We start from the raw sequence: 14191 nt of genomic DNA, 5'->3' as shown, positions 1-14191 counted from the left end.
CCCACCATTGGGTCAAGCGCCGTGTGCTGTCACTCCCGGGCCATAGTTATGCGCCCACCGCCGGCACGAAAGGAACATTCTCGTGTTAGTTGACAGCATCCGCCGTGATAGGTATCGTTAATTTCACACTAAAACATCACAAGATCACAAGTATGTAACACGAAAACTTGCGGGGTCTGGCGATGTTGGCGTGATATTTCCATTCGGAACTGACGATGATGTCTGACTGTTAGCCAACATCGAGCGTAAGCGCCAGTTGCGGCACACAGATCTACTCACCTCGGCAAGTTGGCCGAACAGTCCCGATAGGAGCGTCAGGCACATGCGCGCAGTCGTTTTTGAATCAGCCGGAAACCTCACTCTGGCCCAGCGGCCGGAACCCACCGCAGGCCACAAAGAGGTCGTCATCGAGGTCGCCGCTGTCGGCGTCTGCGGCACCGACACGCACGTGTTCGACGGTGAATTCGAAGGCACCATCTTTCCGCTGGTTCCGGGCCACGAAGCCTCGGGCATCGTCGTCGCCATCGGCAACGGCGTGACCCACGTAGCGGTCGGCGACCAGGTTGCCGTCAACCCCAGCACGACCTGTGGGGAATGCGAATACTGCCTGACCGGCAAGTCCAACCTGTGCCGAGCCTGGAACGGCCTCGGAGTGGTGGCCTCCGACGGCGCCTCGCAGGAACGATTCACTGCTCCCGCGGCCAACGTCTTCAAGCTCAAGCCCGAGACGGATGTCTACCAGGCCGCGCTCATCGAACCGCTCGCGTGCGCCATCCGCGCCTACGACATTCTGCCGCGCAAGATGGGTGAGCACTATCTGGTCTACGGTGCCGGCACCATGGGACTTCTCATGGCTCAGCTGGCACCGCGCGCCGGCGCAGCCAGCGTGACGATCGTGGACCTCAATGAGGGGCGCCTCGCCACTGCTCGTGAGGTTGGTATTGACAACGCGTACACGAGTGCCAACGACGCGGGCCGCGAGAAGTGGGACGTTGTCATCGATTGCACCGGCAACATTCGTGCCATCGAAGACGGTTTGCCCCGGGTCAAGGCCGGTGGAACCTTCCAGCACTTCGGTGTGGCGCCGGCCGAATCCATGGCGAACTACTCGCCGTTTCGCGTCTACCGCGATGAAATCTCCATCGTCGGAACAATGGCCGTGCTCAATTCCTTCGGACGCGCGGTCGAAATGTTCGAAGCCGGCGCGATCAAGAGCGAACCGATGATCAGCCACTCCTTCAGCCTTGAGGACTACCCGCAGGCGCTCGACATGTTCCGTAAGGGGACTGGTCGCAAGCTGCAGATCCGTCCGAACGACTCGTCCTCGAAGGTGTTTCACGCATGAAGAATCAGTCGGTGAAGAAGCGTCGCGCACTGTGGGTTGGTGGGATCGTTGTTGTACTGGTCGCGATGGGATTCGGCACGAAGGTCGTGACGGGTGAAGAACTGGCGGCGTCGACGCCGGTCGAGTTCAGCGCCGCCGAGTATGGTGCGACGGAATTTCCGGTCGTGCAGGCGGCAGTGATGAAGAATGCCCACGACCTGGCTCTGGTCTCGACCGCTCTGGCGGCTGACGCGCAAGCGGCAGCCGAGGAGTATGGCGTCGTCGAGGGGACATCCTTTCCGGTGTTCTCCGTCTCGTTCACGGCGGTGGCCGGTGCGGCGGACTCGCAGGGAATCGTTCCGTTCACCATCGACGGGGTGCCGGCCGAGGTGACGGTGCGCATGCAGACAGGGCCGGCGATCAGCGGGACAGACCTGCGGGACGCGACGGGAACCATCCACTTTCCTGACTTCACCAACCAGATCGAGTATCAGGATGCCGGCGCGGCGTTGAACGAGGAACTGAAGGTCGAGGTGCTGTCGAATATTGTCGCAGCGGACCTGGCCGGTAAGTCGATCACGGTCACCGGTGCTTTCCAGCTCGTCAACCCAGCGTCGTATCTCATCACGCCCGTTGATGTTGTGGTGAACTAAATGTCGCCAGCTGACGTTCGTTCCGATTCCGACGATGTAGCGCTCAGCGCGCGTGCCGTCGTCAAACGCTATGGCGGAGTGCACGCCCTCAAGAGTGTCAACTTCGACATCATGCGCGGTAAAGTCACGACCCTGTTCGGCGAGAACGGTGCCGGAAAATCGACGCTCATGAAAATTCTTTCCGGGGTGGAATCTCCAACTAGCGGCGAAATTCGCCTGAACGGAGAAGTCGTCGAGTTCGCGTCGTCGGTGCAAGCTCGTGACCTGGGGATTTCAATCATCCACCAGGAACTGAGCCTGTGCTCGAACCTGAGCGTGCGCGACAACATCTTCATGGGCCGTGAACTGACCACGCCGCTGGGTGGCGTTGACTTCGCCGCCGAGGACGAAGCGGTGCGGGTGGTGATGTCAGGGCTGCAGGAGGAGATCGCACCGGGCACGCTGTTGTCAGAACTGCGGCTGGGGCAACAGCAAATTGTGGAAATCGCCCGTGCCCTGTCGGTCAACTCCCGCATCCTCATTATGGATGAGCCCACCTCGGCGCTCAGCGCGACCGAGGTCGAGGTGCTCTTCAAAGTCATCAACGATCTGACCACCGCCGGTGTCTCCATCGTCTACATCTCGCACCACCTGGAAGAGGCCCTGCAGGTCACCGACTATGCCGTCGTCTTGCGAGACGGTGAAATCGTCGCGCAATCGCACGCCGACCACATCAATCTCGACTGGATCGTCGAAAACATGGTCGGCCGCAATTTCGATCTCGGTAAACCGCCGACCGGGTACAAACTGGGACCGGTCGCCCTCTCCCTGGACGGAGTGAGTGTCGCCGATGCGACCGCTCCCGATCGCCTGCTCGTCAACCAGCTGTCCCTGGACGTGCGAGCGGGGGAGATCGTGTGCATTTACGGTCTCATGGGTGCCGGTCGCACCGAACTCCTCGAAGCCGTTGCCGGCCGCGTAGCCGTCGCGGAGGGAACCGTCAGCCTGTTGGGCGAGAACCTGGGGAATCTGCCGATCGCTGACCGCATCAATCGGGGGCTGGGGCTGGTTCCCGAAGATCGCCAGCGTGATGGCCTCGTGCAGTCGATGTCGGTGGGCCACAACTTGTCGCTGGCCAGCCTGACCACCCTGGTGAATGGAATATTTCTCTCCCGGACCCAGGAAGACACCCTGGTGCAAACCCAGATCAGCGATGTCCGGGTGAAAACCGACGGCGGAAGCGCCCCGATCGGATCGCTCAGCGGCGGAAACCAGCAAAAGGTCGTCATCGGCAAAATGCTGGCAACAAACCCCCAGGTGATCCTGCTCGATGAACCCAGCCGCGGAATCGACGTCGGCGCGAAAGCGGAAGTGTTCGGGCTGCTCGCCGGCCTCGCCACCCGCGGCCTCGCCGTGGTCTATTCGACCTCCGAAGTTGGCGAGTGCCTGAGCATTGCCCACCGAATCATAGTGATGAACAAGGGAAGCATCGTCGCGACCTTTGGACCCGATGCCAGCAAAGAACAGATCATGGCTGCGTCCGGTGAAGCCGTGATCGCCGAGTCCCCGAACGGAAACGACTAACTCATGAGCACCACAAAAAAAACACCCTCGACGGGTCTGTCCTCCCTCTTCTCAGACGGCTTCGACATTCGCGCAGTGCTCCTGCGCGGGCGGGCATTCTTTGCCCTCATCGTCATTATCATCGTGTTCTCGGCACTGTCACCCAACTACTTCACGGTCAACAACCTGCTGCAGATGTCGGCACACGTGGCCATCTTCGCGGTACTTGGCCTCGGCATGCTCATGGTGATCCTCAACGGTGGCATCGACCTCTCGGTCGGGTCCACCGTGGGACTGTCGGGAATTGTTGCCGGGGCCCTCATGCAGGGAGTAGAGATCCCCGCCCTCGGGCTCAAACTCTTCCCCTCCGTGTGGGTCGTCGTTCTGCTCGCCCTGGCCACCGGCGCCTTCGTCGGGTTCATCAACGGAGTCCTCATCTCCCGCTTCAAGGTCGCGCCCTTCGTCGCCACCCTCGGCATGCTCTACGTCGTTCGCGGCGTCGCCCTCCTCATCACCGGCGGCCTGACCTACCCGGCACTGCAGGGCCAGGAAGCCCTCGGCAACACCGGATTCAACATGCTCGGCTTCAACCGGATCCTCGGCGTACCGACCGGGGTAGTCATCATGGTCGTCCTGGCCATCCTCGCCAGCGTTCTCTTGAATCGCACCGTGTTCGGCCGCTGGATTTACGCATCCGGCGGCAACGAACGGGCCGCAGAACTTTCCGGCATCCCGGTCAACCGCGTCAAGATTCGGGTGTATGTCCTCAGCGGAATCGCCGCAGCCATCGCCGGTGTGATCATCGCCTCCGAACTCACCTCCGCCAACCCCACAGCCGGCGAAACCTTCGAACTCACCGCCATCGCGGCCGTCGTGATCGGCGGCGCCAGCCTCATGGGTGGTCGCGGCACCGTTCGCGGCACGCTCCTCGGAGCCTTCGTCATCGGCTTCCTCTCCGACGGTCTGGTCATCATCGGAGTCTCCGAGTACTGGCAGATGATTTTCAAGGGCGCCGTCATCGTTCTCGCCGTTCTCCTCAATGCCGTGCAGTACAAGGGACGCAAAGCTCCCGCGGCACCATCATCACCCTCACCGACTTCCTCGACTCGCGATACTCCGGCCACAGCCGAAACCGCGACCGAGAAGATCATCGGCTGACAGCTTCGTCATCCGATACCCAACCCAAGAAAAGGACAGCAACATGTTTCGCAAAGCAGCAGCAGTGTTTGCCGTGGTCGTCTCATCCGCCGTCGTACTGGCCGGATGCTCGGCCACACCGACCACAGCAACTGACGACACCGCAGACTCCACCGGCGGCCTGATCAGTATCATCGTCAACGACCTCGCCAACCCGTACTGGACCGCAGAGGGCGACGCAGCGAAGGCGCAGGCAGAGAAGCTTGGCTACACCGCCAATGTCGCAGCCCACAAGGCCGATGCAAAAGCGGAGAGCGACCTGATCGATACCGCCATCACCAACAAGTCCGTCGCGATCATTCTTGATCCGGCCGACGCCAGCGGTTCCATCGGGGCCGTGCAGAAGGCGACCGATGCCGGTATCCCCGTGTTCCTGGTCAACGCCGAGATCAACGAGGAAGGCATCGCCAAATCGCAGCTTGTCTCCAACAACGCGCAGGGCGCAGCACTCGGAGCAGCCGAGTTCGTCAAGGCAATGGGCAGCACCGGCATTTATGTTGAATTGAAGGGAAAGCCGTCGGACAACAACGCGGCGACACGATCCAACGGCTTTGCCACCGTTCTTTCGCAGTACCCCGACATGCAGCTCGTCGGCCAGGAAGTCGCCAACTGGGACCAGAAGGAGGGCCGCGACAAGATGCAGACGCTGCTCGCCGCTCACCCGGAGATCACCGGAGTCATCGCCGGCAACGACCCCATGGCCCTCGGCGCGATCGCTGCTCTCAAGGAAGCTGGCAAGCTCGACTCCGTCGTCGTCGGTGGCTTCGACGGCTCGCCCGACGCAGCGGCCGCCGTTGAAGATGGCAGCCTCGCCTACAGCGTTCTTCAGCCGGTCGTCACCTTCGCCACGGCAGCAGTCGACCAGGCTGACTCGTTCCTCAAGACCGGAGAGACCGGCGCTGACACCGAGAAGCAGTCCTTCGACTGCATCCTGATCACCACCGAAAACGTGGGCAAGTACACGTCGTTTGGCCTGAGCGAGTAACACCGCCACCCGCTGGCCCCGGGACGATACCGCCACCATTGTCGGCGGTCGTCCCGGGGCCCGGCACCCTCGAAAGCGTCGTCGCTACGGCGAAAGAGACATTCGCCCGTTGCCCCACTGATTCCAGCATCGCCCCGGAGGGCGCTTCACATGACCTACCTATATAACGACCCGGTTCAGTTTGCGGATGAGCTCATCGACGGCTTTGTCGCCGCGAACTCCACGCTCGTGCGCAAAGTTCACGGCGGTGTCGTCCGGGCCTCCCGCACACCACAGGGTCAGGTCGCCGTTGTGATCGGCGGCGGTTCAGGTCACTATCCGGCCTTCGCCGGTCTCGTCGGCCCCGGGCTCGCTCACGGCGCCGCCATGGGCAATCTCTTCGCGTCGCCTTCGGCGCAGCAGATCTACACGGTTGCAAAGGCAGCAGCGGCCGGAGCTGGCGTCTTGTTCACCTACGGAAACTATGCCGGCGACGTTCTCAATTTTGATCAGGCCCAGGACCGGCTCATCGCGGAGGGCATTCCCTGCCGAACGGTCGTCGTCACCGACGACATCTCCAGCGCCTCCGCGGAAGAGGCCCACAAGCGACGCGGCGTCGCCGGCGATCTGGCCGTGTTTCGCGCTGCAGCGTATGCGGCCGAACGCGGCGACGATCTGAATGCGGTTTGGACCCTCGCCAATCGCGCCAACGAGCACACCCGCTCATTCGGAGTCGCCTTCACCGGATGCACCCTTCCCGGCGCGTCCGCCCCCCTCTTCACCGTTCCCGAGGGCCGAATGGCGGTGGGAATGGGCATCCACGGCGAGCCCGGCATCAGTGAACAAGACGTCCCGACCGCTCATGGCCTCGCCGAGCTACTCGTGCAGGGGCTCGTGCAAGCGCGACCGGGGAGTGTCGATTCCTCGGACGGCGCGCGTGTCGGAGTCATCCTGAACGGCCTGGGCTCGGTGAAGTATGAAGAGCTCTTCGTGACCTACGGGAGTGTGTCAGCACTGCTCTCGGCGCAGGGAATGGAAATCGTTGACCCTGAGGTCGGCGAGCTGGTGACGAGCTTTCAGATGGCCGGCGTGTCCCTGACCCTCTTCTGGCTCGACGCAGAGTTGGAAGAGGCCTGGACATCTCCGGCCTACACGCCGGCCTATCGCAAGGGTCTCGTGAATCGCCAGGATGTCGATAGTGACCTGAGCACGGTGGTGGACGTTGTCGAGGATGTCATCCTCCCTTCCAGCGCTGCGTCGCGAGCTTCCGGCGTCATCGTGCTGGACAGCATCCGTGCCGTCAAGAACATGATCGACGCCAACGTCGAGGAATTGGGCCGGTTGGATTCGGTGGCTGGAGACGGCGACCACGGAATCGGCATGCAGCGTGGTGCGACCGCCGCTCTTCTCGCGGCAGAGGATGCGGCCGCCCGCGAAGCCGGTGCCGGCAGCATCCTCTCGAAGGCCGGCGATGCCTGGGCGGATCGGGCCGGTGGAACCAGCGGTGCGCTTTGGGGCCTCGCCCTGAATGCCCTCGCCGCTGAAGTGGGGGACGACGCCGCCCCTACCGCGACGAAACTTGCGGCCGGCGTCACCGCCGCATTGGCAGCGATCGCCCGCTTCGGCAAGGCCCAGCTGGGCGATAAGACCATGGTTGATGTGCTTTCACCCGTCGCCGTGGCCCTCACCGAGTCGGCCGAACAAGGTCTGACCGCCCGGGAATCGTGGAGGAGTGCAGCCCTGGTCGCTTCCGACGCTGCTGACGCCACGTCGCAGCTCCTGCCAAAGATTGGCCGCGCCCGCCCGCACATGGAAAAAAGTCTCGGAAGCCCCGACCCCGGGGCCGTCTCCCTGGCACTGGCGATCGACGCCATTGCCAGGGTAATGAACAGCCAACAGAAAGTAAGTCAATGAGCCAGAAATTGCGCCTGATTATCGGATCCGACGATGCCGGATTTGCCTACAAGGAGATCCTGAAGGCCGACCTCGAAGCCAGCGACCTGGTCGAGTCGGTCCTCGACGTCGGCGTTGACGCCAGCAACCACACTGCCTACCCGACGGTGGCAATCGCCGCCGCCGAACTGATCGCCTCGGGTCAGGCCGACCGGGCGCTGCTACTGTGCGGCACCGGACTGGGCGTCGCTATTGCGGCAAACAAGGTTCCTGGCATTCGTGCGGTGACGGCCCACGACAGCTATTCGGTGGAACGCGGAGTATTGAGCAACAACGCGCAGGTTCTCACTTTTGGACAGCGTGTCGTGGGGATCGAGCTGGCTCGTCGTCTCGCGAAAGAATGGCTGACCTACACCTTCGACGAAACGTCCGCGTCGGCAGAAAAGGTAGCGATCTTATCGACGTACGAAGACAATGTCACCGTCTAGCGTGCTTCTGGGCGTCAGCCTCAAGATGTACTTCGACCATAATCGCACCCGCTCCTGGTGCACGGAAGTTGCTGAGCTGGCGCGGCACCACGAATCAGTGGTCAGCGGTGCTGTCACCCTCGTGGTGCTCCCCGGGTTCACCTCACTCGCGACCGCTATGGAGATCTTCTCGGGAACCGGAGTTTCGGTGGGAGCACAAGACCTTTTCTGGGAGGACCGTGGTGCCTACACCGGTGAGGTGAGTGGCGCCGACCTTACTGACATCGGGTGCACGTTCGTTGAGATCGGTCATGCGGAACGGCGATCACTTTTTGGTGAAGGCCCAGCCGTGCTAGCCCGAAAGCTTGGTGCAGCTGCGCGAAATGGCCTCACCCCGATTCTGTGCGTCGGAGAACCGACTCGCGGAACACCACTCGAAGCTTCCCAGGCGTGTATCGAGCAGTTGGATGCTGCTTTGACCGAGATCACCCCAACGGACCGCGGAATGCCGCTGGTCGTGGCGTACGAACCGGAATGGGCGATTGGAGCAGCTGAGCCGGCCCAGGCGGACTACGTGGCCGCGGTGGCCGTTCTCCTGCGCGACTGGCTGGGCACGCGTTTGGGTGAGGGCAATGCCCGGGTCATCTATGGCGGGAGCGCCGGACCGGGGCTCCTGAGCGAGTTGGGCGGATCGGTTGATGGACTCTTCCTCGGTCGTTTCGCGCACGACGCCACGGCCCTCGGGAAGATTCTCGACGAAGCTGCCGCGCGATCGCACCAGCACGCAATCCTAAAATGAGTGCGAACAAGGTGGTTCCAGACGAAATCGGAGAAGAGTGACGTGAACGTAAACCCAGTCTCCGATGACAGCCGGCAGTCGCGCCAGCTGATTCGACAGCGAGCGATTAGTGAAGCAGTGATGGCCGAGGGCGCAATACGCATCGAAGACCTCGCCGAGCGTTTCGATATCAGTGTGATGACCGTGCACCGTGACCTTGATGAGTTGGAAGCACGGGGACTTCTTCGAAAGACGCGGGGGCAGGCCACTGCGCTGTCGACGAGTCTGGTGGAGTCGAGCGATGTCTATCGTTTGAACCGAGAGGTCGCCGAGAAGGAGTCCCTCGCCGTCGCCGCCCTGGAATTCATCGAACCGGGCCAGTCGGTCTTTCTCGATGATTCGACGACCGTGCTGCAGCTGGCCAAGTACCTGCCGACCCGAGCACCACTCACCGTCATCACCAATGTCCTGACCCTGATGAATGAACTCACCGGCATGCGTGGCATCAGCCTGGTTGCCCTGGGCGGCGACTACTACAACTGGTGCAGTGCATTTCTCGGACGCATGACCAACGAGGCGATCCAAAAACTTCGTGCCGATATCTTCATTATGTCGACCTCGGCCATCACCGACGATGTCTGTTTTCATCAGACATTGGAGACAGTGGACACCAAGCGCGCGATGTTCGAGTCCGCAGCGACACGAATTCTTCTGGTGGACCACACCAAGTTCGAGAAGCGCGCCCTGCACGCTCTCGCCGAGTTGACCGAGTACGACATCGTCATCGTGGACGCCCAGACGGCGCCCGAGCACATTACGAGGATGCGTTCGAAAGGCATCCGGGTCGTCGTAGCACCCAAACTTGCCCGTGCCGACGGCACCGCGGCGTCCCGTCACTAGTACAACCGAACTTTTTCAGGAAAGGCATCATGACGAATAGTCTTCCGTCCACCATGCGCGCGAGCGTTTTGCTCGGTGCGCAGTCACTCGCGGTTGAAGAACGAGCGCTTCCAGCGCTGGACGACGATCAGGTCCTGGTCGAAGTAACCGCGGTCGGCGTCTGCGGATCCGACGTTCATTTCTGGCATGATGGCCGTCTTGGCGACTGGATCGTTGATGAGCCCCTCGTCCTCGGACACGAATCGGGCGGTCGAATCGTTGCCGTCGGGCGAGCCATCGACCCGGAACGAGTTGGTGAACGTGTGTCCATCGAGCCGCAGCGACCCACGCCGACTTCCCGCGAGACCCTCATCGGTCGCTACAATCTCGACCCGGACATGCGCTTTTATGCCACCCCGGGAGTCGATGGTGCCTTCGCCCAATATGTAGCAATCCAATCGCACTTCGCCTGGGCTGTGCCCGACACGGTCAGCGACGATACGGCGGCACTTCTCGAGCCCCTGTCGGTAGCGATCGCCACCGCCCAAAAGGGCGGCATTACCATCGGTACCCGTGTTCTCATCACCGGTGCCGGTCCGATCGGCATCATCACCGCGCAGGTCGCTCGTGCCTATGGGGCCAGCGAGATCATCATCTCGGATGTGAGTCCCGCACGCCGAGCGCAAGCGCTGCTCTTTGGTGCGACCCGGGCAATCGACCCGCTCGTTGAAGACATCGCGACGCTTGGACTCGCGGTGGACGTATTTGTGGATGCCTCGGGTGCAGCGAGCGCCGTGCAATCGGGCCTGCGAGCCGTTCGCGCCGGGGGAATCGTCGTGCTCGTCGGAATGGGCGCGGGGGAAATTGCCCTGCCGATTTCCGTCATCCAGAACCGTGAACTCATCGTCACGGGCATCTTTCGGTACGCCAACACCTGGCCGACGGCCATCGACTTGGTGAGTCGAGGCCTTGTTGATCTGGATTCCCTCGTCACCGGCCATTTCGACCTCGACCAGGTTGACGCCGCCCTCCGTTCGACGACACAACCGGGTGTTCTGAAATCCATCGTGACCCCCAACCCGACCGCGCGATGACGGCGGCACCTGAGCGACCGGTGCTCCTGCCGAGCAACCAGCCAGCGAACCGGTTCTACGCCGGTGGGCCCAAAATTCGCGCCTTCCGGCACGAGGAGGGAAGCATTGATCATGTTCCCGAAGATTGGGTTGCATCGACCACGACGATTTTCGGTGAGAAGGACATTGGGCTGACAGAGCTTCCGACCGGGGAACGACTCCGCGACGCTGTTCTCGGCGACCCGGTCGGTTGGTTGGGCCGTGACCACCATGCACAGTTCGGTGCCGACACCAAACTGCTCGTCAAGCTCTTGGACGCCGGACAACGGCTCCCCGTACACATTCACCCCTCCCACGAATTCGCCCAGGCGAATCTCGGGGCCGGGCACGGAAAGGCCGAGGCCTGGTACGTCGTCGACGGCGGCACCGTGCATCTGGGCTTCGCCCGTGACGTGTCGGCGACGGAGTTGAGCGATTGGGTGCAGGCGCAGGATGTGGATGCCCTGCTGGGCGCTATGCACCTGCTGACCGTGCATGCGGGGGACTCCATCTACGTGCCACCCGGCCTGCCCCACGCGATCGGTGCCGGTGTCTTTATCGTTGAGGTGCAGGAGCCCGAAGACATGTCCGTGCTGCTCGAATGGAAAGGCTTTGCGATCGATGGACCGAGGCACGGTCACCTCGGGATTGGTGTCGAGAAAGCTTTGGAGGCGACCGACCGTCAGGGGTGGTCATTGGCGGAGCTCGAAACGCTCCTCGTGCACGCTGGCACCGGCGGGCACACCCTGGTGCCGCAGGCCGGATCCTACTTTCGTGCGGAACACAGGTCGGTAGCGGGGGAGACCGTGCTCGAGGAAGGCTTCAGCATTCTCGTGATTCTCTCCGGGAGCGGTCAGCTCACCGCGGCGAACGGCTCCCACGCCGTTCTCGCCCAGGGGCTCACGATCCTCACGCCACACAACATCGGTGAGCTCACCATAACCGGTGAGCTGACGCTGCTGCGGTGTCGTCCGCCGATGCCCGATCAGGCGCGATAGTCCGATCTCATCCGAGGAGCAGCTGCTGCGTCAGCCGAGTAGGTCGACCACGCGGTCGCGCAGCAGGTTGCTGCGCTCGGTGAAGCCGCGCTGCCGACGCACGTACTCGGCCTTGCCCGCGGCGGTCTCGACCTCGACCGGCGTATAGCCCCAGTCGGCGAGGTCGTAGGGGGAGGCCTCCATGTCGAGCTGGCGGATGTCGCGCGCAAGCTCGAAGGCGTCCAGCAGGACCTCCCCGGGAACCAGCGGGCCGAGCTTGATCACCCACTTGTAGATGTCCATGCCGGCGTGCAGGCAGCCCGGCTGCTCCAACGTCGGCTGATTCTCCCGCGACGGTTGCAGCTGATTGAGCGGCAGGGCCGCCGGGGTGAAGAACCGAAACGCATCGAAGTGGCTGCAGGCCACGCGGTTGCCGTCGACGACGGCGTCGGTGTCGCTCTGGCCGAGGCGCAGCGGCGCGACGTGCCGGTGCTCACCCTGACGGTAGACCATCGCCCACTCGTGCAGTCCGAAACAGCCGAAGTGGGCTGGCCGCTGCCGGGTCGCGGTGAGGAGTGTTCCGATGAAGCGGATGACGCGCTCATTTTTCGCGGAGAAGGCGGCGGCATCCACTTGGCTGGCGCTGCCCGTGCTGCGGTACCACTTCCACGTTGCGCGGGGCAGATCGGCCGCGCCCTGGAGCAGCACGCCGGCGCCGGGATGCCAGCGGCGCAGCAGGCCCGGACGAAATGGATAGTAGGTGAACAGAAAATCGTCGACCGGATGTGTCTGGCCGGTTGCCGCGCGCTCTCGGCGGCCGCGAGTGAAGGCGTCGGCGCGTTCCTCGTGAACCTGCGCGAGGCCCCGCCACTCGTCGGTCTCGAGCTCCTGGGTCTGGTCAGTACGTCGCACCCGTCGACACTACGCCGTCAACCCTGAAGATGCTGGCTGCCCAGGCCGATGGCAGTCAGCAGGATGCCTGGCGCTGGAACCTCTACATCAACGTCGTCATCGCCGGGGTCGCCTCGGCGATGGTCAACACCAGCCAGCAGATCGGCGGTTCCCTCGGAACGGCGTTGCTCAATACCCTCGCCGCCCCTGCGGCCACCCACTACGTCGCCGATCACCTGCCCGCAACGGCCGCGTTTGCCGCCCAGGCTGCTGTTGACGGCTATGCCGTGGCTTACTGGTGGGGTGCAGGGTTCTTCTTGGGCGGTGCGATCATCGCGGCCTTGCTGTTTCGTCGCATCGGGCACGGTATCTCGCTCCGCCACTGACCTTTGCAGAAAGTGGACACCGCGACCGGGGCGTTGCGCCCAGCGCGGTGGCGCTTACTTTTCCCAGTGGGGTTTCTCGGCTGGGGTGGCGGCGCGGTTTTGGCCGGCGGGGCGCCAGGTTTGGGTGGGGTCGAAGATGAGGGGGCCGCGGACCCAGGGGCGTCCGTGTCGCATGTCGATGTTCCATCCGGATGTTTCGATGCTGGCATGGCCGGCGGTGCAGATGAGAACGGCGTTGTCGATATTTGTCAGACCGCCCTTACTCCAGGGAATAACGTGGTGAGCCTGCGTGAGGTGCGGTGGCACGGTGCAGCCGGGGATGACGCAGCCACCGTCACGGGCTGCCAATGCTCGGCGTTGGCTGTTGGTGAAGAATCGGTTGGTGGTGCCGAGGTGCACAACCTGACCCTGGTGGCCGAACAACACGGGCTGATACCCGCCGGCGCAGACGAGTTCGTCGACTTGTTTGACGCTGAGGGGGCCGTCGATGCCGTCGATCCAGCCGGCGCCGCGCCCGGCGAGGAGGTCGTCGATGTGGATGTGCACCAGCACCGTTGGTGCCGCGCCGCCCATCGTCGGGGTTCCCGGCTGTCGAGCGGCCGCTTCGAACACCGCGCGGAGGATCCCGGCCTGCTTCTCACCGATCGAGCGGATGTCGCCGGGTTCCTGCGGGCAAGGACTGAGCACCTGGCCATCGCTTGCTCCCGTCTGCTCGTCGCGGCCTGCGTTCTGGCCGTGCTGGCTGTCGGTCTGCTGGTCGGTCTGCTTGTCGGCTTCGCAGTGCTCTGCCGGTGTGTGGTTCTCGGCCTGGTCGCCACCGTCAGTGTCGGCGGCAGCTGCGAGGCCGTCGCTGCCGTCCATGCTGTCGCTGCCATCGATGCTGGTGCTGTCCGTGCCGTCTTCAGCGGACGGTTCGCTCGCGCGGAACGCGACTGTGGCGCGCGGAGCAGCGCCGGGAACGGGGTTGGCGGCGGCCGAAGACAGGTAGGCGTCGAAAACGGTGCTGATGATGGCGCGATCGAGGAGGGTGTCAGATGGTCTGTGTAAGGGGTTGCGGATCTATTTGAAGGAGTGACACTAATGGTCATGACAGAACGAACTGAGAAGCTGAAAGCACCGAAGTCCCCG

General features: G+C 63.1%; 14 protein-coding genes. 12 read left to right on the top strand and 2 right to left on the bottom strand.

Annotated features, from left to right (window positions below):
- Nucleotides 1–322 precede the first annotated feature (322 nt).
- From E3O45_RS14320 to E3O45_RS14270, 11 genes are all read left to right on the top strand, one after another.
- Nucleotides 323–1345: a zinc-dependent alcohol dehydrogenase family protein gene (locus tag E3O45_RS14320; RefSeq protein WP_134443995.1), complete on the top strand. Its 1023-nt coding sequence runs from the start codon at nt 323–325 to the stop codon at nt 1343–1345.
- Nucleotides 1342–1977: a DUF2291 family protein gene (locus E3O45_RS14315; protein WP_134443994.1), complete on the top strand. Its 636-nt coding sequence runs from the start codon at nt 1342–1344 to the stop codon at nt 1975–1977. The genes E3O45_RS14320 and E3O45_RS14315 overlap by 4 nt, the downstream gene beginning before the upstream one ends.
- A complete protein-coding gene (locus E3O45_RS14310) occupies nt 1978–3540 on the top strand; it encodes a sugar ABC transporter ATP-binding protein (protein ID WP_134443992.1) in 1563 nt (520 codons plus the stop codon).
- A gap of 3 nt (nt 3541–3543) precedes the next feature.
- Nucleotides 3544–4677: an ABC transporter permease gene (locus E3O45_RS14305; RefSeq protein ID WP_134443991.1), complete on the top strand. Its 1134-nt coding sequence runs from the start codon at nt 3544–3546 to the stop codon at nt 4675–4677.
- Nucleotides 4678–4720: 43 nt separating this feature from the next.
- Nucleotides 4721–5701 carry a D-ribose ABC transporter substrate-binding protein gene (locus tag E3O45_RS14300; RefSeq protein WP_134443989.1) on the top strand — a complete coding sequence of 327 codons (981 nt, stop codon included), beginning with the start codon at nt 4721–4723 and terminating at the stop codon, nt 5699–5701.
- Between the two features lie 150 nt (nt 5702–5851).
- Nucleotides 5852–7594, top strand: a complete 1743-nt coding sequence (locus tag E3O45_RS14295) for a dihydroxyacetone kinase family protein (protein ID WP_134443988.1) — start codon at nt 5852–5854, stop codon at nt 7592–7594.
- Nucleotides 7591–8061, top strand: coding sequence for a ribose-5-phosphate isomerase (locus E3O45_RS14290; protein WP_134443987.1), 471 nt, complete (start codon nt 7591–7593; stop codon nt 8059–8061). Before E3O45_RS14295 ends, E3O45_RS14290 begins: the two co-directional genes overlap by 4 nt.
- Nucleotides 8048–8839, top strand: a complete 792-nt coding sequence (locus E3O45_RS14285) for a triose-phosphate isomerase family protein (protein ID WP_134443985.1) — start codon at nt 8048–8050, stop codon at nt 8837–8839. Before E3O45_RS14290 ends, E3O45_RS14285 begins: the two co-directional genes overlap by 14 nt.
- Nucleotides 8840–8881: 42 nt before the next feature.
- Nucleotides 8882–9718, top strand: coding sequence for a DeoR/GlpR family DNA-binding transcription regulator (locus E3O45_RS14280; protein ID WP_241985374.1), 837 nt, complete (start codon nt 8882–8884; stop codon nt 9716–9718).
- 29 nt (nt 9719–9747) lie between these two features.
- Nucleotides 9748–10791, top strand: a complete 1044-nt coding sequence (locus E3O45_RS14275; RefSeq protein WP_134443982.1) for an NAD(P)-dependent alcohol dehydrogenase — start codon at nt 9748–9750, stop codon at nt 10789–10791.
- Nucleotides 10788–11807 carry a class I mannose-6-phosphate isomerase gene (locus E3O45_RS14270; RefSeq protein WP_134443980.1) on the top strand — a complete coding sequence of 340 codons (1020 nt, stop codon included), beginning with the start codon at nt 10788–10790 and terminating at the stop codon, nt 11805–11807. Before E3O45_RS14275 ends, E3O45_RS14270 begins: the two co-directional genes overlap by 4 nt.
- A 30-nt stretch (nt 11808–11837) precedes the next feature.
- Here the strand turns inward: E3O45_RS14270 and E3O45_RS14265 are convergent, their stop codons facing one another.
- Nucleotides 11838–12698 (bottom strand): 3-methyladenine DNA glycosylase, encoded by an 861-nt coding sequence (locus E3O45_RS14265; protein WP_134443979.1) that lies wholly within the window; start codon nt 12696–12698, stop codon nt 11838–11840.
- 29 nt (nt 12699–12727) lie between these two features.
- Here E3O45_RS14265 and E3O45_RS14260 point away from each other — a divergent pair, with 29 nt between their 5' ends.
- Entirely contained in the window at nt 12728–13063 is a 336-nt protein-coding gene (locus tag E3O45_RS14260) for a hypothetical protein (protein ID WP_174843095.1), read from the top strand.
- Between the two features lie 54 nt (nt 13064–13117).
- Here E3O45_RS14260 and E3O45_RS14255 read toward each other — a convergent pair whose 3' ends face one another.
- Nucleotides 13118–13924, bottom strand: a complete 807-nt coding sequence (locus E3O45_RS14255; protein WP_134443977.1) for an HNH endonuclease signature motif containing protein — start codon at nt 13922–13924, stop codon at nt 13118–13120.
- Between the last annotated feature and the right edge of the window lie 267 nt (nt 13925–14191).

This window comes from Cryobacterium sp. TMS1-20-1, from assembly GCF_004402355.1.
In the GTDB taxonomy this organism is placed as follows: domain Bacteria; phylum Actinomycetota; class Actinomycetes; order Actinomycetales; family Microbacteriaceae; genus Cryobacterium; species Cryobacterium levicorallinum.
Note: the sequence above shows the minus strand (reverse complement) of the source record. Positions and strands in the feature narration are given on the sequence as shown.